Annotated in this window: 17 protein-coding genes; 10 read left to right on the top strand and 7 right to left on the bottom strand. The window is 56.7% G+C overall.

Going from position 1 to position 17,638, the window contains the following annotated elements; translation table 11 throughout:
* The 6 genes from AC1XOS_RS08890 to AC1XOS_RS08865 form a co-directional block, all read left to right on the top strand.
* Positions 1-214: nucleoside-diphosphate kinase (locus AC1XOS_RS08890; protein ID WP_481961862.1), on the top strand; the 214-nt coding region annotated here is incomplete at its 5' end.
* 4 nt (positions 215-218) lie between these two features.
* The gene (queA, locus tag AC1XOS_RS08885) at positions 219-1,259 is read left to right on the top strand and encodes a tRNA preQ1(34) S-adenosylmethionine ribosyltransferase-isomerase QueA (RefSeq protein ID WP_481961861.1); all 1,041 of its coding nucleotides are present in this window, start codon (positions 219-221) and stop codon (positions 1,257-1,259) included.
* 12 nt (positions 1,260-1,271) lie between these two features.
* Positions 1,272-1,898: a helix-turn-helix domain-containing protein gene (locus AC1XOS_RS08880; RefSeq protein WP_481961860.1), complete on the top strand. Its 627-nt coding sequence runs from the start codon at positions 1,272-1,274 to the stop codon at positions 1,896-1,898.
* A 43-nt stretch (positions 1,899-1,941) separates the two neighbouring features.
* The gene (locus AC1XOS_RS08875; protein WP_481961859.1) at positions 1,942-2,250 is read left to right on the top strand and encodes a hypothetical protein; all 309 of its coding nucleotides are present in this window, start codon (positions 1,942-1,944) and stop codon (positions 2,248-2,250) included.
* Positions 2,241-2,648, top strand: a complete 408-nt coding sequence (locus AC1XOS_RS08870; RefSeq protein ID WP_481961858.1) for a hypothetical protein — start codon at positions 2,241-2,243, stop codon at positions 2,646-2,648. Before AC1XOS_RS08875 ends, AC1XOS_RS08870 begins: the two co-directional genes overlap by 10 nt.
* Before the next feature lie 2 nt (positions 2,649-2,650).
* Positions 2,651-3,493 (top strand): ChaN family lipoprotein, encoded by an 843-nt coding sequence (locus tag AC1XOS_RS08865; RefSeq protein WP_481961857.1) that lies wholly within the window; start codon positions 2,651-2,653, stop codon positions 3,491-3,493.
* 59 nt (positions 3,494-3,552) lie between these two features.
* Here the strand turns inward: AC1XOS_RS08865 and AC1XOS_RS08860 are convergent, their stop codons facing one another.
* From AC1XOS_RS08860 to AC1XOS_RS08850, 3 genes are all read right to left on the bottom strand, one after another.
* Positions 3,553-5,895: a VIT domain-containing protein gene (locus AC1XOS_RS08860; protein ID WP_481961856.1), complete on the bottom strand. Its 2,343-nt coding sequence runs from the start codon at positions 5,893-5,895 to the stop codon at positions 3,553-3,555.
* A gap of 52 nt (positions 5,896-5,947) precedes the next feature.
* Positions 5,948-7,258: a carbohydrate ABC transporter permease gene (locus AC1XOS_RS08855; protein ID WP_481961855.1), complete on the bottom strand. Its 1,311-nt coding sequence runs from the start codon at positions 7,256-7,258 to the stop codon at positions 5,948-5,950.
* A 187-nt stretch (positions 7,259-7,445) separates the two neighbouring features.
* A complete protein-coding gene (locus tag AC1XOS_RS08850; RefSeq protein WP_481961854.1) occupies positions 7,446-9,854 on the bottom strand; it encodes an extracellular solute-binding protein in 2,409 nt (802 codons plus the stop codon).
* 286 nt (positions 9,855-10,140) lie between these two features.
* Here AC1XOS_RS08850 and AC1XOS_RS08845 point away from each other — a divergent pair, with 286 nt between their 5' ends.
* Positions 10,141-11,706: a hypothetical protein gene (locus tag AC1XOS_RS08845; protein WP_481961853.1), complete on the top strand. Its 1,566-nt coding sequence runs from the start codon at positions 10,141-10,143 to the stop codon at positions 11,704-11,706.
* A gap of 216 nt (positions 11,707-11,922) precedes the next feature.
* Complete coding sequence (locus AC1XOS_RS08840; protein ID WP_481961852.1) at positions 11,923-12,633, top strand: tetratricopeptide repeat protein; 711 nt, start codon at positions 11,923-11,925, stop codon at positions 12,631-12,633.
* Between the two features lie 58 nt (positions 12,634-12,691).
* Here the strand turns inward: AC1XOS_RS08840 and AC1XOS_RS08835 are convergent, their stop codons facing one another.
* Positions 12,692-12,844 (bottom strand): hypothetical protein, encoded by a 153-nt coding sequence (locus tag AC1XOS_RS08835; protein WP_481961851.1) that lies wholly within the window; start codon positions 12,842-12,844, stop codon positions 12,692-12,694.
* A 50-nt stretch (positions 12,845-12,894) separates the two neighbouring features.
* Between AC1XOS_RS08835 and AC1XOS_RS08830 the strand changes: the two genes are divergently transcribed.
* Entirely contained in the window at positions 12,895-13,995 is a 1,101-nt protein-coding gene (locus AC1XOS_RS08830; RefSeq protein ID WP_481961850.1) for a TlpA family protein disulfide reductase, read from the top strand.
* Positions 13,996-14,072: 77 nt separating this feature from the next.
* Here AC1XOS_RS08830 and thrC read toward each other — a convergent pair whose 3' ends face one another.
* From thrC to AC1XOS_RS08815, 3 genes are read right to left on the bottom strand one after another with little or no spacing between them, the layout of a single operon-like run.
* Positions 14,073-15,146, bottom strand: coding sequence for a threonine synthase (gene thrC, locus AC1XOS_RS08825; RefSeq protein ID WP_481961849.1), 1,074 nt, complete (start codon positions 15,144-15,146; stop codon positions 14,073-14,075).
* Positions 15,147-15,175: 29 nt separating this feature from the next.
* Positions 15,176-16,462, bottom strand: coding sequence for a homoserine dehydrogenase (locus AC1XOS_RS08820; protein ID WP_481961848.1), 1,287 nt, complete (start codon positions 16,460-16,462; stop codon positions 15,176-15,178).
* Positions 16,463-16,465: 3 nt separating this feature from the next.
* Positions 16,466-16,921 carry an acetyl-CoA carboxylase biotin carboxyl carrier protein gene (locus AC1XOS_RS08815; protein WP_481961847.1) on the bottom strand — a complete coding sequence of 152 codons (456 nt, stop codon included), beginning with the start codon at positions 16,919-16,921 and terminating at the stop codon, positions 16,466-16,468.
* Between the two features lie 50 nt (positions 16,922-16,971).
* On the opposite strand from AC1XOS_RS08815, the gene AC1XOS_RS08810 reads away from it, so the two are divergent.
* On the top strand, positions 16,972-17,638 hold a 667-nt coding region (locus AC1XOS_RS08810), incomplete at its 3' end, for an amidophosphoribosyltransferase (protein WP_481961846.1).

The following is a 17,638-nucleotide window of genomic DNA, read 5'->3' as shown; positions in this document are numbered from 1 at the left end:
TGGCCCCGTGGTCGCGATGGTCTGGGAAGGCTCCGATGCGATTCAGATCTGCCGCAACATGATCGGCGCTACCAAGCCCGTCAATGCCACATCGGGCACGATCCGTGGCGACTACACGTCGGACATGATGCTGAACTTAATCCACGGCTCCGATGCCCCCGAGACCGCTGCCGATGAGATCGCTCTCTGGTTCAAGCCCGAGGAGCTTCTCTAGCTCCGTGCAGCTCTCGGATTTTGACTACAACCTGCCCGATGAGCGCATTGCGCAGACCCCACTGGAGCCGCGAGATTCCTCGCGGCTTCTTTGCGTGGATCGAGCAAGTGGCGCACGCTCGCACCGGATCTTTCGGGAGCTTCCCGAGCTTCTAAATCCTGGCGATCTCCTCGTGCTCAACGAGACCCGCGTCTCCGCGCTGCGGCTCTTTGGCGAGCGACCTGGCACGGGCGGACAGATCGAAGTCTTTCTCCTGCGTCCTGCGATTGAGCATGGCGAGGGGGTTTTTGACGCTCTGGTACGGCCTGGCAAGAAGCTGCTTCCAGGGCAACGCGTCCGCTTTCCCGAAGTAGAGCTCGAGGCCGAGGCGCTGGCGACGCTCGACAATGGGGGGCGACTGCTACGCTTTCACGGCGAGGATATCTTAGAGAAGCTCGACGCGATCGGGAAAACCCCGCTGCCACCCTATATCACGGCACCGCTGGAAAACAAAGAGCGCTACCAGACCGTCTACGCAAAAACGCCGGGCTCTGCGGCGGCTCCCACGGCGGGGCTGCACTTCACGCCCGAGCTGCTGGCAAAGCTCCAAGAGCACGGGGTTGGTATGGCGCGGCTACGGCTCGATGTGGGAATCGGGACGTTTCGCCCCATCAAGACCGAGAACATCGCCGAGCATGTCATGCATACCGAGACCTACGCGATCTCCGACGAGACAGCGGCGGCGGTCAATGCTTGTACGGGGCGTGTGATCGCGGTTGGCACCACGGCGCTCCGAGCGCTAGAGTCAGCGGGTCAGGTTGCGCAGGCACAGCAGAGTGGGCAGCGTGTGGTTGCGATTGAGGGCGAGACGGGGATCTTTATCACACCGGGCTATACCTTCCGCGCCATAGACGGGCTCATCACCAACTTTCACCAGCCGCGCTCGACCCTGCTTTTATTAGTCGCGGCGTTTATGGGCTATGACAGTATGCGAAGTGCGTATGAAGAAGCTCTCGAAAAAAGCTATCGATTTTTAAGCTTCGGTGATGCCATGCTTACGGTATAATGCCGTTTACATATGTCGGGTCTCAAGAAGTACGAACAGTTTGTTAACCGTCCCAAGCAGGATCTAACTCCCGCCGAGCGGCTCCCTGTCCCCGAACCGGGCTCAGCGGAGATGATCAGCGCAGATTACGAGATCAAGGGAGGGATCACACTCGTCCGTGGGCCTGAGGACGCGGAGCTTGGTCAAGCGACTCTTGAGCTGGAGCTCGTGCCTGTTGTGCCGCGCGTGATGGTGCGCTCTGCCTTTAAGATTCCCAACCCTAAACAGGTCACGGAGTCGCTCCTCATCCCGCCACTGCCGCCGCAGAACCCTAGTACCGATGCGGAAGGGGCTGCGCTCTGGGAAGGACTTCCGCGCCATGTGCAGATCCTCTCGTCCATGGCCCCTGAGGCAATTCCACCGTCGCGGACGTTTGAAGAGACCCGTGAGCAGCTCATCATTCGCCTCCTTGACCCTATCTTGACGCTCGAAGAGACCGGCAAGCTGCTTGATGTCTGTCCCGCCACGGTGCGGCGCTACGCCAACCGGGGGCACTTAGTCCACCACCGCACCCTGGGGCAGCAGCGCCGCTTCAAGCTCTCGGATGTCATGGCATTTCTGGACAAGCGCGCCGCCAAACAGCAGCGCACCCGTGTCTAGCCTCCGCACTCATTTTAGCCTCCGCACCGACTCGGGGAGAGCTGTGGCGAGTGACGCACGGTGGCTGGCAAGTTTTGTCGAGCGAGGCCGTGGCTGGCTGTTTCGCAGTCCCGATCCCAACCTCGCCTTAGCCATTCCGCTGACCGAAGGCGAGCGGCTCCACTCCATCGGGGTGCGCTTCCCGCTGGAGATTGCCTACTGTGATGCCTCCGGAAAAGTGCTGCACACTCTCACGCTCCCCCCGTTTCGCATCGCACCTGCCGTCGCAGGAGCCGTTGTTGCCTGGGAGTGGGTGGCGGGCAAGCGCGAGGGAATCACCGTCATGGTGGGGGAGACGCTTCAATGCGACTGAGCCTGAATATGGCCAATAGGCCACACTATCTGGTCACGCTGGGCGATACGCGCCACATGCGGGAAACCCCCGACGGCCTGCGCATCATTCCTCTGGCCCGCCCCGAGGCGACTATCGCCGCCGTGCGCTACGTCCAGATCCCGCAGTGGAAAGAGATGGGAGTCAAAGCGTCCCAAGTTCACCTCTCCATAGGCCATGCCGATCTCATGGCAACTTTGGGCGATGAAGACTTCGCCGCCGCCGCCTACCCACGCTTTATTGAGCACACCCAAGCCATCATGGCTGAGCTAGAGCCGCTTTGTGAGCCGGGAGCATGTGTGACCGTGGCTCCGATCACCGGCTTTGAGAGCTGGGAGTGGGCAGAGCGCTTTAGGCAAGCCCTTTCAGGTATCATCTGACCATGATGCGAGATGAGACAGAGAACTGGCGAGTGGTTGAAGCAACGACGGGGCGTACTCTGCGCTGGCGGGATTTAGCGGGGCGGCTTGCTCAGGCCAATGCGATTTTCCTGGGCGAGCAGCACGACGATCCCGAGACGCACAAGCTCGAAGCGCGGCTTTTTGCGGAGCTGCACAAAAAAATCGGGCCGAAATTAGCGCTCGCGATGGAGATGATCGAGCGCGATGGTCAGCCAGGCCTGGATGACTATCTCGCGGGCAAGATCGACGAAGCGGCGTTTGCAAAAGCCGTGACGCTCTGGAAGACCTATCCGACGGACTACCGCGCGATGGTGGAGTACGCCAAAGCCAACAAGCTCGCCGTGTTTGGCTCCAATGCGCCCAATAAATACGTCCGGCTTGTTGGACAAAAAGGGCTTGCCGGGCTAGAGGGCCTCATGCCTGTCGAGAAGCCTCTTATCGCCGCCGCCATCACCGCTCCGCTGGGAGATGCCTACCAGACAAAGTTCTACGCCACGATGACCGGGATGGGAGCCAGCCACGGCCCCGCCATGAGCGAGGCGCGGCTCCGCAGCATCTACGAAGCACAGTGCCTCCGCGATGACACGATGGCAGAGACGATTGTCAAAGCGCTGGACAAAGGCCACGTGGTCTACCATGTGAACGGAAGTTTCCACTCCGATGGGGGAATGGGAACGGCGGCGCGGACGCACTTCAAGCGCCCGCTCGGAACTAAGATCGCGCTGGTGAAAGTCGTTCCCGTGGCCAATGTCCGAACCGCTAATCCTGCCGAGCTCAAGGCCGAAGCCGACTGGCTCGTCTTTGTGCCCGCGCCGACGAAGTAGCACCTTCCTCCCCACCCCTCCTCCCTGCCCCTCCTCCCAATCGGGGGAGGAGGGCTTTCCTATCTTCTTCGGCGACGTGCTAGAAAGATCAAGCCGCCAAGGCTCACGAAGGCGAGTGTTCCGGGTTCAGGGACGCTGGCGCTGGCGACATCGGGGGCACCGGACTGGGGCTGGCCGCTGTTGGGATCAAGACCATGACGCTTGTACTGCTCGATACTCTCCAGCACGACAGCACCCGAGAGGGGCGTGATGAGACGTCGGCGGGCAGCGGCTTTTGCGAGGGCATCTTGGTCGTAGCCAGTGTACCAGGCGCGGAGCACCCGGCTCGTGGCGGCAAGCCGTGCCCAGTCGGTCTGGCTATCGGCATCCGTGTTGGGGGCGATATAGATGCCCCCGAGCGCAGGCTCCCGTCCGCCCAGTGGGACAGCTTCCCGTACACTGGATTCCCCCCCCGCCCCCAATCCTGGGGGAGCCAATGTACGGGCTGCGGCTTGTGCGGCTCGCTGAACGGCGGCGGGCCAGTCGGTGCCCTCTAGAGTGTGGATGCGCTTGTCGGTGGCCAGCGCGTCCATGACCACATCTTGGCCCGGCGCGACTAAGAGCCCTACCAGCGATGGCGTGTTGTTATGCAGGCTCCGCGCCTCCAAGAGTGGCTGGGGGGAGACGGCCTCTTGCGGGACGGGGCCGTGTAGCCAGAGTATCGTCGTCGGGCGCTCCGTAAGTTGGCTCAGGCGCTTGAGGGCGGGAACCGCGTCCACGCCACCGACAAAGTGCTGTGCGCGCAGAAAACTCTCTGACACCTGCGCCGCGTCGCTCCAGCCACTCTCGTCACCTTTTTCGATGCGGGTGTTGACAAACTTCACCCGCGAGCCGCTTGGCAGTGTCTTGAGCGCGGTGATTAACTTGGTGATCTCGATCTTCTCTCCGACACTCGCCGACGTGTCCACGGCGACGATCACATCGCTTGGGCCAACATTGGGAGCCGCTTTCTGCACGAGTCCGGCGGGCAGGGCAAGTGGCGCGACGGCAAGTGCTTCGCCGCTCCAGGGCTTACCATTGACCTTGGTGTGCTCGATCGTCGTCTTAGGCTGCTCAAAGTTCACCTCGGTGAGCTGCGCAGGAGTCAGCTTGCCAACAAACGCTGTTTGTGTGATCTGCAGGCGGATCTGCATGGACTTCTTGGGGAGTACGGGGAAGCACTGGAGGAGCACACGGCGCGGGTCGGTGCAGGTGACGAGGAGCGGGTCGCGGCGCTGGACGACGGCGACTTCCTGGTAGGCGGCACGGACTTGGGCTTTTCCGCCAAAGGCCGCCGGGCGCTGCTCCCCGTTGATCCAGAGCCAGGCATCGCTGACGACCGCACCTTCGGGAAGCGTGATCGTGGCACGGGCCTCTTGCGACTCGCTGGTGGTGTTCTCAAAAGCGAGCGTCCAGTGTGTCTGCGCCGTCTGGGTGCTGGGGGAGTAGCGCACCTCGCGCTCCGAGAGGGCCAGCTTGAGGCCGTCTATGGTGGAGCCAACCCGCTCACCGCCCGTCTCCTCGATCTGCATCTGATCGTTCTGATCCAGCAGGCTCTTTTGGGCAGGCGGCGTCGGGGCCTTGCTAAACGGCGTTCCCGTCATCAGGAAGTAGACCTTTCGCGCCTCGTCGGGCGTCTCCCCGCGTTGTCCAAAGATCTCACTGGTGAAGATGCCGCCACCCGCCAGAAACATTGGGTAGGTGGGCGGACGTCGGAACGCACGCACTCGCAGGTCGTACTCCGCGCCAAAGAGCCGCAGTAGGGTGAGCGATTTCTCGCGCTGGGCATCGCTCTTGGTGCTCAGGGCCTGCCGCACATGGTAGCCCATCACCGCGGGGCGCAACAAAAATACCACCGCCGCCGCCGTGAGGGAGAGCCAGTAGATCCGCCGCGAGCGAGCAAGACTATCGCTGAGGGTCTTAAGAAACGCTTGCTGGCAGAGCAGAACGATCGTGGTGACAAGCGGCGCGTAGGCCAGAAAGCCATAGAGCCAAACTTGGAGCGACTCGCCAAGCTTGGTATGTTGTGGGATGCTGGTTAGGCTCTGAAGGGTCATAATCGGCCCGACGATCAGGCCACCCCAGGCGATGCAGTAGATGGGCCACATCATCAGGTGCAGCAGCCATGCAAAGCACAGCGCCACACCGCCCAAGGCTCGGCCCCAACGCACGAGCTCCTCACTTTTCCCACGATGGATCAGTACCTCCAGCGCAAGCGGCGTGATCGTCAGCAAGAGCACGCCGAGTAAGCTAAAGAAGTCCGATGCCACATCAAAGAGAGTCGCGGCCAGCGGATGCGCTAGGCGCTCCGTGATCAGCGCCGCCAGCATGAGCACCGTGGAGATCCCCACCCAGCCCTGTCTTGTCCCAAAAAGTGTCTTCATACTTACTCTTTCGGACAAAGTGGATAAATTTAGGAGAAGTATGTTATTCTTTTTAACGTCCCCCGAGTCCTGTGAGGCTGACGCCTTCGATAAAGTAGCGCTGAGTGAAGAAGAAGAGAAGGATGATCGGCATCACGACCATGGTCGAGGCGGCCATGAGCAGGCCAGGCTCGCCGCCGTGTTGCTGCTGGTAGAGCTGGAGCCCGTAGGCAAGTGGCATGTGCTCCGAGGAGCTGAGATAGATCAGCGGTCCCTGGAAGTTGTTCCACGCGCCCATCACGGCCATGATCGCAATCGCCGCCAGCGCGGGCTTTACTTGCGGCAGCATCACGCGCCAGTAGACCCCAAACGGGCCGCAGCCGTCTATCTTTGCCGCATCTTCTAGCTCGCTGGGGATGCTGAGAAAGAACTGACGCAGCATGAAGATATTAAACGCTGACCCAAAGAATGCGGGTACCCAGAGTGGCTTGAGCGTATCGATCCAGCCGAGGCTCCGGAAGATCAAGAACTGCGGCATGAGGGTCACGGCACCTGGCACCATCATCGTGGCGAGCAAGATCCCAAAGAGCAGATTTCGGCCTGGCCAGGAGAGCCGCGCAAACGAGTAGGCGACCATTGAGGAGGCCAGCAGCGTTCCGAGCACGCTCATGAGCGTCAGAAAGAGCGTGTTGCCTAAAAACGTCAGGCCGTAGTGCGTGTCCGGCGGCAGATACGCCAGCGCCTCGGAGTAGTTATCCCACTTTGGGGCGACATGGCGAAGCTTCGTGAGCTCGCTGCGCATCATGGGCCTGGGAGGGGCCATGCCTTGGACCGCGTTCTCGTTGATCATGGGCTTGACCAGGATCTTGCCATCGGGCAGCTCCTCAATCTCAGCAACGAGCATTCCGGCATAGTCGCCTGCCGTTGCTTGTGAGAGCCGGGCAGGCTTGCCATCTTTCATCTTGAGGAGGTCGGTAGTCCGGTGCTGCGTGGGAATCCAGACGGGAGGAAAGACCGCCTGCTCGTCATCGGCCTTGAGGGAGGTCGAGAGGAGCCATGCAAAGGGCACCATGAACATAAACGAGCCCACTAAAAGCGCTAGATGCGTCGCTGAGAGCCGCGTGATCTCACTGGCATGGGAGGCATTGCGCGTCAGTGCCCGAAGCCAGCGCGCACTCCCCAGTGCCACGACGATACCTAGAGCAAGGCTCACTGGGGCAAAGCGCACCAAGAGCGTGAGGGCGAGCATTCCCGCCAGCACTGCCGCCGTGACCGTCGCTGCCGCCAGATTACGAACCCGTACCGCTGCAACAATCACACTGACGCCGTAGATCAGCGCGGTGATGATCGCGATAATCGCGAGAAGCCAAATAAATGCGTTCATTGTAAATTCACCCGTTCCAAACCCACCCGGCTCGAACCCACCCGGCTTCGCTCGTTCCTCGCTACGCCACCCTCCCTCAGGGCAGGGAGGGGAGAAAACCCTCTCGGTGCTCCCCCTTTTCCTCTCCCCTTTCCTTCGTAGCGGGAAGGGGGCCGGGGGGATGGGTTCAAAAAAGAAAGTGCTAGGATCATTTCTTGTCTACCTCGTAGTGCACCCAGTGTTTTTGCAAGCGCCACTGAACCAGGGTCAGGCCCAGAATGATGATGAAGATTACCCAGGCAATGGCGCTGGCGTAGCCCATCTTGAAGTAGCGAAACGCGTTGTTAAATAGATAGAGCACGGGAACCAGTAGCGAGTCCAGCGGGCCGGTGCCACCATCGCCGCCCCCGATGACGTAGACTCTATCGAACTCTTGCAGGGCACCGATCGTGCCCATGATCAGGTTGAAGAAGATATAGGGCGAGAGCAGCGGCAAGGTGACGTTGCGGAAGCGCTGCCAGACATTGGCTCCGTCAATCAGCGCAGCCTCGGTGAGGCTCTGGGGCACACCTTGCAAGCCCGCCAGCCAGAGGATCATCCCGCCGCCTGCTCCCCACAGGCCCTGGACAATCAGACCTGGTTTTGCCCACTCAGGGACGCCAAACCAGCCGGGAGGAGTCCAGCCAAACCAGGCCGTGAAGGTCTCTTTCCAGAGAGCATTGACCAGGCCCTTGTTGGGATCGCCTGCTAGTAGCCACACCCAGAGCACCGCGCTGGCAATCGCCGGGACGATGCTGGGGATATAGAACGCCGTGCGGTAGAAGTTCATCCCCTTGACTTTTTGGTTGAGTAGCAGTGCAATCGAGAGGCCAGTCACCATCCCAAGCGGGATGCCAAACACAGAGAGATAGGTCGCGTTGCCAATCGCCTTGGTGATCAGCTCGCGGTCGTCGGTGAGGAGCTCCTTGAAGTTGCCCAGCCCGACGGCACGTGCGGGGTGGAGAACATCGTAGTCGGTGAAGGCCAGCATGAGCGAGGTGAGGATGGGGCCGAGGGTAAAGACCAAGAATCCCATGATCCACGGTGCAGCCATGAGCCAGCCCGCCAGCGCCTCTTGACGGGCCATGCGGCTCTTGCCGACGAGTTTCTGCCCACGCCACGCGCCGTAGCCCACCCCGAGCAGTCCGAGAACCGCACACACAAGCACGGGCGGTGTCCAGTTGAAGAGTGGCAGGCTCTCGCGAGCGAAGGCCTTGTCAAGCTCTTTTTGTACGAGCGCTTGCTGCTCCTGAAGCGCGGCCTCAGAAGTCTGCGCTCCCTGACAAGCACGCTCAAAGGCACGCACATGAGCATCCCAGAGCTTCTGTCCAATAAAAGTGACGGGGCGGTAGCGGGCGTGGGGGAGCATGTCAATGTAGGCCTTGAGTGCCCCCGCGAGCCGCTCATTGGCGGGGGAGAACTCCCGAAAGAGCATCGCATTGATATTTTTGTTGGCGGCGAGCCGGAAGACATAGGGCCGCCCGATCTTCTCATTGTAGGCTTTCTGAGCCTTGTTGTAGATACGGTTGCCTTCCTCACTAGAGAGGAACTGAATAAACTTCCAGGCCTCCTTAGGGTGCTTGGTGCCCTTGGGAATTGCCAGAGAGAAGCCACCCGTCCAGGTAATGTGCTCATCTTTTTCATTTGCGAAACGCCCCCTGCGGGCGATGCGCTCTTTGGGTGAGGGTGGGGGAGCGATGGCAAAGTCCAGATCGGGGGCGTAGCGGGCCACGTTGCCCACCATCCAGTCGCCGTTAATCACCATGGCCACTTTGCCAGTGAAAAATGGGTCGAGCTCACCGCCTTGGAAGCCGGACTGGTAGACACTGACTTTATCGTAGCCCCCCAGATCGTCATAGAGCTGCTTCATAAAGGTCATGGCCACGATGTTCTCAGGCGCGGCTAGGGTGCACGTCTTGCCATCTGGGCTCATGAAGCTCCCACCGTTCATCCAGGAGTAGATGTAGAACCAGGAGTTGCCAAAGTTTGGGATAAAGCCGATACTGGCGTAGGTCTTGTCGGCGTTGTACTTGGTGAGTTTTTTGGCGTAGTCCCGCAGCTCGTCCCAGGTCTTAGGCGGCTTATTGGGATCGAGGCCTGCCTCCCGGAAGAGCTTACGGTTGTACATCAGCATCCGGTCATCAATCCCTGTCGGAATGGCGTAGACCTTGCCCTGGTAGAGTGCCTCGTTCCAGGCGGCCGGGTAGTAGTCGTCCGCTTTGACAGCATCAGGGCCGCTCTCTGTTGCGAGGAAGCTATCCAGAGGTGTAAAGGTCCCCCGGCTCGCCCAGTCACCAATGGTGAAGCGATCCTGGTTGATAACATCTGGGGGGACGCCGCCGACGATGGCCGTCATGAGCTTCTGGGGGTTCATGGTACCCGCGCCCATTGAGAGGTTGGAGACCGTGATGCCAGGGTTGCGCTTCTCAAACTCTGCGATCTGCGCATCCAGTCCAGCGGTTTCCTTGCCAGACTGTAAGCCCCATACCACAAGCTTGATCTTGTTCTGAGCCAGGGTGGGGAGGGTGAGTATCAGCGCCGCAAGCAGCGCAGCACCGACGCGAAATAGAGGCTTCATAAGCCGCATTGTACCCCAAAGTTTGTCCCCATACGGTTGGGTAGATAGTGTCAAAGAACTATCACAAAAAAGTCTAAATTTTTTAAGATTAAGTATTGCATTGAATGTTATTCATGTGATAGACTTTTTTTCGGGAGCAATTATGCTCTCACTGACTCAAGGATTCTAAGATAGGAACTGTTGGTGTGTCAGGAGTGGGTGAAATCCCACGACTTCCGGGTGAAATCCCACGACTTCCGGGTGAAATTCCACTATGATCTGAAATGAGAAATAATGAGGTTTTTATATGAAAATTAGGAATTTTGTATCTTTAGTGATACCTTTAGCTCTAGTAGACTGTGCATTTGGTCAAGGATACGTCCTTTCAGAGAATGATCATGGTTGGAAAATCACTCGGACAAAATCTCCAATCGTTTATACGAGTGTGACCTTGCCTAATGGTAATGTTATGAATGGAAGTTCGCCTTTATCCGGAGGGCATGTCGGTTATGTGCCAGGGTCTGCTACATGGCCTGGAAAATATTCTGCTTATATTTCTGGAGAAATTGAATTTCAGTATGATTGGGTTGGGAGTGGCCCTGTACCCTCACAGATATTCATATTTGAACAAATAACAGCACATGCTGGAATTACTGTTCAGCCTCTGCCAGGAGATGGTACAGTGTACTCCAACCCTGTTCTTTTTCCTAGCTATTTAAACTTTGCAAATATTTTTGATCCTTCATATCAGAATATTATTGGTTTCAACAAATCGCATGGTGGAGGTGGTGGTAAGATTATGACGAAGAAAAACCCGCCTGCTTCATTTACTCTTTCCCGGTCACCTTTTGCATCTATGGTCTTAGAACCAACTTCTCGAACAGTTAGTTACCCTCCTTATTATTCGTATCAACAAGCGGGTACTGTCGCAGGTAATGTTGGAGTTGGTTATACTCCATCTATTAAGATGTTTGGTGTCACTATTTCTCGACCTGGTGCAAGAGGAGAAACTGTAGATAATGATGGTACTATTCATGGACATACAACACGATCTTACGTTACAGAAAACAGTGGGAGTATACTTAACACACAGAACTTTGTATCATCTCTTGTTGGAGATTGGCCTTATGACCCTTATAATGACCCTCCTAATTGGTCATGGTCACCACAGCATGGTAGTGCTACTGTAACTTCAAACTCTGTGGAAGTTCCTTTTGGATCTCAGAATTTTGGTCTGCGTTTTAGTAACCCCACTCCTAATGCTCAACCTTCTAGTTTTTATTTCGATGATTGGCATGGTTCAACAGGATCTCCAACAGAAATGAATATTACATATACTGCGACAACAACGTCTATTCCTTATATTTCTGCATCAGCATCTTATGTTTTACATTTACATGATCATTTTGAGCCTGATAATATAAGCGTTATGCATAATGTTAGGACTAACATAACTAGGGCGTCAGATAATTGCCCTATTAATAATACTAATAAAGCGCAAGCTTGTTCTTTTACTGTGAATGCGGGTTCAGGACATAGTATAGGTGGGGCAGTAAGTGGTGATGTGACAGCTTCAAAGTGGGCGCGTCGGTTTTATGTGCCTGCACCTACGTTCAATCTTAGTTTCGATTATACATATACTTGGTATACCGAAATTGCAATTAATGTTCCTGGACCAATGCTTGACCCTGGTCAATTTACATGGTTAGAAAGAACTGATCTTGTGGATCAGCACCGTGGTACTGCGAAAGAATGGGATACAGGTGGATATGTTGGTGAGAAGGCCATTAGTTTTGATATCCCTAAGGGGGTTGGATGGCAAGCACATATGCCTCCTGAGTCGGTCTATGGTGGTGGAGGTGCTGGTGGATAAATATAATTGATTGAATCACGTGCCAATTGTTGTCAGTAAGGTGGCGACCAAACAAATTGGTATGGAGTCTATTCCCTGGAACTTATTCCACGTCCGCATACTATGTCTGGGTATCTCTAAGGATGCCCAGGTTCCTTTAGGTTTCAGCTCTCTGGCTGAAGTCTTACGAGATATACCCCAGATCTTGCCCTGGGGAGTGCCATTAACGAGGTAGATATGGATCCCCGAAAAAATATTTTATCTAAAAATGATTTTATTGTTATGATGAATAAAGTATCAATTGAATCAGACGAGTTTTTGCTGGTTGTATCAATCGCAAACGAATCTGAACTATTAGATGTTTTAATTCAGTACTTGAAAAAAAATAAATTATCTAAAGATAATGGATATGTAAATCTATGGATAGGATTGACATCAAGTTTGATGGTTAACTCTTTGAGATTTCAAAAAAATATGAATTACGAAAAAAAAATAACAAGTTTGCAGATTTTGTCTATTGATTCATTTAGGAAATCTTACAAATTGCTTCCTATGTCTGGGCTGTGTTGTAGTGAATTAGGTCGTTATTTATTTTTTAGAAATAATAACATGTCTGAAGGGATTTTATTGTTAGAAAAAGGTGTTAGGATTGCTCCTGGAAACTCAAGATGTCATAAATTATTAGCAGACGTATATTCCAATTCAGGTACTAAATATGGAAATATTACTAAAGCGATTAATGAATATAAAATCGCAATAAAAATATCACCTGATTATTCTTCTGCATATTCAGGGTTAGCGTTTTCGTATCTGTATGCTAAAAAATACGAAGAATGTCTTGAATCTATTAAAATGTATAAGAAACTAATAAATTACTCTAAAGTGAATGATATAGAAAGAGATATACTGTTTGATATGGAGAAAAAAATCCTAAATAAGGAACTTTAACTGTTTTTCGTACTTCTGTGAATATTTCGTAGGCCTTGCCTTGGTAGATAGCCTCATTCTAGGCATCTGGGTTAAAGTTCCTCCCCCGGCTTGCCCAGTCCCCAATCGTGAACCGATCTTGGGAGATTACGTCGGGGGGGGGACGCCGCCGACAATCGCCGTCATGAGCTTTTGCGGATTCCTGCTCCCCGCGCGCATCGAGAGGCTTCATGGTGCGCATTGTACCTGAGTTTTTATGGGGATTATTAGGTATAATGCTCCATGCAAACACTACGCTCCCTCTCTCTCACGGCTGCTGTCTCCGCGCTCTTCTGCACGGCTTCTCTGGCGCAGACCTCCTCACTGACCATCGGCGACCCCACTCCCGCCTTCGCACCCGAGGGCTGGGCTAAGGGCAAGCCCACCCGGGCCTTCCAAAAAGGCAAAGTCTATGTGGTCGAGTTCTGGGCTACCTGGTGCGGCCCGTGCATCGCCTCTTTCCCCCACCTAAGCGATATGGCCGATAAGATGGCGGGTAAAGCCACCTTTATTAGCGTCAATACCTGGGATCGAAATCAGGAAGGTGAGAAAGAGCCTGGGAACGCAGCTCATGTGGCGCGTGTGGCTAAGTTCATCAAAGAAAACGACACGAAGATGCGCTACACCATCGCACTCGATGACGAAAAAGATACGATCGCTACAACTTGGATGCGGGCAGCGGGTCGCAATGGGATTCCCTGTGCCTTTATCGTAAACCAACAGGGCAAGATCGCCTGGATCGGTCACCCGATGCAGATGGATCAGCCTCTTGAAGAGATCACGGCAGGCAAATGGGATATTGCGGCTGCCAAGACGAAGTACGATGCCGATGCCGCCGCCGCTAAGGCACAAGCCGCCGCCGCCGCTAAGGCACAAACTGCCGTCGCTGAGGCCGCAAAAGCCGGAGATATGGCCGCCTTCGAGGCCGCCATTGCGGGTCTCTCTCCGAATAAGGCATCGGCCCTGATGAACGGAATCTCCATGGCCGTTCGCACTAACGCCGCGTTTGCCCTGCAAGTTGCCGAGGCCAAGATGGGCAAGGTCGAAGGAATCGGAGCGGAGTCTTGGTGCAGCATCCTCATGTCGGTGGCTCGTGGCACCAAGGACGCGGCGCTTCAGCAGAAAGCCGCCGATCTGTCTGCGGACTGCGTCGGAAAGGCCGATCCGAAAACGCTCTGCCTCGCCGCCACCTACCACGCTCAGATCCTCGCCGCACAGGGCAAAAAAGCCGAAGCGCAGGAGTTTATCACCAAGGCAAAAGCCGCCATCGAGACCTTCGAACCCGCCGCCAGCCGTAAATCGGTCGGAGAGTTCATCGAGCGCATCGCCAAGACCCTTGGCTAAGCCTCTGGGCTAACTGAGAGTCCATACCAACTACCCCGTTAGAGTCCCTCAGCGGGGTAGTTTTCGTTTCGGAAAATTTATCCCAAGAGCTCTCGTAGGATCGCATCTCGGTTTGCGGCCACTTCGGTAAGCGCTACGCCGACGGTCTTAACCGCGCGATCGGGGTCTTTGAGGCCATGTCCGGTGAGGGTGACAGTAACCGTGGCAGGGGTGTCGCCAAAGTAGCCACGAGCGGCGAGTTTTTTCAGTCCGGCTAGTGGCGCGGCGCAGGCAGGCTCGGCAAAGACTCCCTCCAGCGACGCCACAGCGGCATAGGCGGCGAGAATCTCGTCATCGGTGACAGACTCAATCAAACCACCCGAGTCCTCCCGCGCCGAAATCGCACCATCCCAGCTGGCGGGCTTGCCGATGCGAATGGCCGTCGCGATGGTCTGTGGCTCGTCCACAGGGTATCCCAGCACCAGCGGAGCCGCGCCTGCCGCCTGAAACCCCAGCATCGTCGGGCGCTTGGTGGCTTTTCCCCGCGCCGCAAACTCCGAGAAGCCGCGCCAGTAGGCCGTGATATTGCCCGCATTGCCCACGGGAAGCGCGTGAAAATCTGGCGCATCGCCCAGATCTCGAATAATCTCAAACGCCGCCGTCTTCTGTCCTTCGATGCGCACGGGGTTTACGGAGTTCACCAGCTCAATCCCAAAGCTCTCGTCTTGGGCGATCTCACGCACCAATCTCAGCGCGTCGTCGAAGTTGCCGTCAATGGCTAGCACTTTTGCCCCATGAATCAGCGCCTGGGCTAGTTTCCCCAGCGCGACTTCGCCTTTTGGCAGCAGCACCGCACACTTGATCCCCGCTCGCGCCGCATACGCCGCCGCCGCCGCGCTCGTGTTGCCCGTTGAGGCGCAGATCACGATCTCGCGCTTTCTTTCAACGGCCTTGGAGACCGCCATGGTCATTCCACGGTCTTTGAACGATCCCGTCGGGTTGAGCCCCTCGAACTTCAGAAAAACGCGAAGATTGGGTGCACCTAAAAAGACACTCGGCAGGCGCTTGGCCTCGATCAGCGGCGTGTCGCCTTCGTTTAGAGAGACAATCGGTGTCGCGTTGGTGACATCGGGCAGGAACTCCCGCCAGGTAGAGATAAGTCCGTGGTTCATAAATCTTTACCACCGATTAACATCGGCGGCTACTCCTCGACGCGAATCCAGTTGTAGACTTTACCGACGGCAGGGAGGCGGCTGATGACATCGAGTGCGCCAAGGAGATGGTGCTCGCGACTCTTGTGGGTCACCCAGACAATCTCGGCTTCGTCGCCGGGGAGCGCACGCTGCACCACGGACTCGATGCTCACGTCGAAGTCGCCGTAGACATTGGCGATACTGGCTAGCACTTTGGGCTTGTCGAGGGCGTGGAGGCGCACGTAGAACTTGCTCTGCACTTGCTCACCGGGGAGCATCGGGCGCGTGAGATGGCAGGTGCAACCTACCCGGCCCGTGGAGTTGGAGAGGATATTGCGAGCGCACGAGATAAGATCACCGACGACAGCGCTGCCGGTTGGGAGGCTCCCCGCGCCGCGTCCGTAGAACATCACATCGCCCACAGCATCGCCGCGCACGAGCACTGCGTTAAAGACATCATTGACACTGGCCAGCGGGTGCTTGATCGGCAGGAGCGCGGGGTGCACTCTCGCCTGCATGCTACCGTCGGGGTGGCACTGCGCGGAGGCGACCAGCTTGATCTTGTAGCCCAGGTCCCGCGCGACGGCGATATCGCGGGCCTGGATATGGCGGATTCCCTGCCGCGCGACTTTGTCCTCATTGACCGTGGAGTTAAAGGCAAGCGACGAGAGAATGGCGAGCTTGTAGGCCGCATCGTGACCGTCCACATCGCTGGTGGGGTCGGCTTCTGCGTAGCCTAGGCGCTGGGCATCGGCGAGGGTGGGGGCAAAGTCCGCGCCCTCTTCGCTCATGCGGGTGAGAATGTAGTTGGTCGTGCCATTGACAATTCCCATCACTTCTTTGATGTTATTGCCCGCCAGACTCTCTTTCAGCGCGGCGATTATCGGGATGCCCCCCGCCACGGAGCCTTCCAGAAAGAAATCTTTTTTAGCCGCCATCGCCGCATCGAGCAGATCGTGGCCGGACTTTGCCATCAGCTCTTTGTTGGCGGTGACGATATTTTTCCCGTTCTGGATCGCCCGGTGCAGAAAGCCATGGCAGGGGTCTACACCGCCGACAAGCTCCGCCAGAATGTCAATCTCGGGGTCGTCAATCACTTCAAAAGGGTTGTCCGTGAGCAGCGCCGGGTCTACGACGACATCGCGCTCTTTGGCTAAGTTACGGACGGCGATTTTTTTGATCACCAGCTCCGCCCCGACCTTTTGCGAGATCGCCTCAGCACTCTCCTGAAGGATGCGCACCGTGCCGGAGCCCACCACGCCCAGCCCTAAAATCCCGATCTTGATCTGCCGCATCGCCTAACCTTCCACAAGAATCAGTGGGTCGCCTGGCTGAACGAGCTTTCCGTTCTCTGCCGGAATCGCCACGATCTTGCCCGCATGATCCGCCAGCACCTCCGAGAAGACCTTCATCGCCTCAATCATCCCAATGGGCTGGTCCTTCTCGACGGTATCTCCCACTTCCACAAAAGCCGGGGAGCCCGGTGCGGGAGAGCGGTAGAAAACTCCCATAATGGGAGCCGTGACCGGAGTGCCAGAAGTGGCAGCGGGAGCAGACGGCACCGGCGCGGAAGCACTGGGCGCAACAGACACATACTCGGTAGGGACGGCAATGGAGGCGGGAGCGACGGGCTGGGTGGTGCGCAGGGTCACCCGCAGAGAGCCGTCTTCGTAGCGCAGCTCCGCTAGGTCGTGCTGCACCACGAGCTTGGCCAGCCGCCGCACATCATCAGGGGCAATGGGAAAATCAGACACGCGGCATTTTATCATGGTACAGCCTTGGCGATCACACGGTACAATAGTTCGTGATATCACTTCCGCTTTTTGATGATTCGACGTCGCTTGACGATGACACACCGCACGAGGAGTGTGGGATCTTTGGGGTCTGGGCTCCGGGGGTAGATGTTGCCCGCATGGCGTTCTTTGGCCTCTTCGCGCTCCAGCACCGGGGCCAAGAGTCGGCAGGGATTGCCGTGAGTGATGGGAAGCGGATCGCCCTTCATAAAGACATGGGCCTGGTGACACAGGTCTTCGATGAAGAGATTCTGACGAAGCTTACGGGACGGAGTGCGATTGGGCACACGCGCTACTCCACCACAGGCTCGTCGGTGCTGCGCAATGCCCAACCAATCTCTGCCTGTCTGCATGCCAAGCAGGAAGTGGCGGTGGCCCACAATGGCAACCTCATCAACACCGATGCGCTCCGTGCGATTCTCACGGCGCGGGGCTATAAGCTAGAGTCCAGCAACGACTCGGAGGCGCTGGCGCTTCTGATCGCGGAGAACTTAGACAAGGGCAGTGCCGAAGCCGTTCGTCTTGCGATGCAGCAGGCCGAGGGTGCGTACTCTCTGGCGATTTTAACGCACGACGAGCTGATTGGGGTGCGCGACCCGTATGGAGTTCGTCCGCTTTGTCTGGGGCGCTTAAGCGAGGGCGGCTTTGTGCTGGCGAGCGAGACGTGTGCACTCAATA

It is taken from the genome of Armatimonas sp. (genome assembly GCF_964826245.1).
The sequence above is the reverse complement of the archived record's forward strand: the minus strand, read 5'-3'. Positions and strand labels throughout refer to the sequence as shown.

What these genes read in the sequence shown, in the direction of transcription:
- AC1XOS_RS08880 (WP_481961860.1), top strand. Translation starts at nt 1,272, where the DNA reads ATGTCGGGTCTCAAGAAGTACGAACAGTTTGTTAACCGTCCCAAGCAG.
- AC1XOS_RS08870 (WP_481961858.1), top strand. Translation starts at nt 2,241, where the DNA reads ATGCGACTGAGCCTGAATATGGCCAATAGGCCACACTATCTGGTCACG.
- AC1XOS_RS08865 (WP_481961857.1), top strand. Translation starts at nt 2,651, where the DNA reads ATGATGCGAGATGAGACAGAGAACTGGCGAGTGGTTGAAGCAACGACG.
- AC1XOS_RS08860 (WP_481961856.1), bottom strand. Translation starts at nt 5,895, where the DNA reads ATGAAGACACTTTTTGGGACAAGACAGGGCTGGGTGGGGATCTCCACG.
- AC1XOS_RS08855 (WP_481961855.1), bottom strand. Translation starts at nt 7,258, where the DNA reads ATGAACGCATTTATTTGGCTTCTCGCGATTATCGCGATCATCACCGCG.
- AC1XOS_RS08850 (WP_481961854.1), bottom strand. Translation starts at nt 9,854, where the DNA reads ATGAAGCCTCTATTTCGCGTCGGTGCTGCGCTGCTTGCGGCGCTGATA.
- AC1XOS_RS08845 (WP_481961853.1), top strand. Translation starts at nt 10,141, where the DNA reads ATGAAAATTAGGAATTTTGTATCTTTAGTGATACCTTTAGCTCTAGTA.
- AC1XOS_RS08840 (WP_481961852.1), top strand. Translation starts at nt 11,923, where the DNA reads ATGGATCCCCGAAAAAATATTTTATCTAAAAATGATTTTATTGTTATG.
- AC1XOS_RS08835 (WP_481961851.1), bottom strand. Translation starts at nt 12,844, where the DNA reads ATGAAGCCTCTCGATGCGCGCGGGGAGCAGGAATCCGCAAAAGCTCAT.
- AC1XOS_RS08830 (WP_481961850.1), top strand. Translation starts at nt 12,895, where the DNA reads ATGCAAACACTACGCTCCCTCTCTCTCACGGCTGCTGTCTCCGCGCTC.
- thrC (WP_481961849.1), bottom strand. Translation starts at nt 15,146, where the DNA reads ATGAACCACGGACTTATCTCTACCTGGCGGGAGTTCCTGCCCGATGTC.
- AC1XOS_RS08820 (WP_481961848.1), bottom strand. Translation starts at nt 16,462, where the DNA reads ATGCGGCAGATCAAGATCGGGATTTTAGGGCTGGGCGTGGTGGGCTCC.